The sequence below is a fragment of the Snodgrassella sp. CFCC 13594 genome (genome assembly GCF_001590725.1).
Classification (GTDB): domain Bacteria; phylum Pseudomonadota; class Gammaproteobacteria; order Burkholderiales; family Neisseriaceae; genus Snodgrassella.
Genome location: NZ_LQXR01000115.1, coordinates 1 through 268 on the forward strand (window position 1 = coordinate 1; position 268 = coordinate 268).

At 48.9% G+C, this 268-nt stretch carries 1 protein-coding gene; it reads right to left on the minus strand.

Features of this window, described 5'->3' with window-relative positions:
• Positions 1-86: 86 nt before the first annotated feature.
• Positions 87-268: HNH endonuclease signature motif containing protein (locus tag A2F46_RS11960; protein ID WP_197457685.1), on the minus strand; the 182-nt coding region annotated here is incomplete at its 5' end.

The following is a 268-nucleotide window of genomic DNA, read 5'->3' on the forward strand; positions in this document are numbered from 1 at the left end:
CTGCACGCTTGCTCTATGTCTGCTGAACGCTTGATGATGCGTCCTGCCTCTGCCTGTAGCAGCTCTAGTATTTGGTTACTCATGTCTTAATCTCCATTAATGGGCCAGCCATCCAGTCCTATTGCGTTAACCTTGCGGCCCTTTTCTTCAGCCTGCTTGATACTGTCGTGACAGCCCTTGCATAGGCTCTGCCAATTGTTTCTATTCCAAAATAGCTTCATGTCACCACAGTGGGGTTTGATGTGATCCACCACCGTTGCTTCAGTGA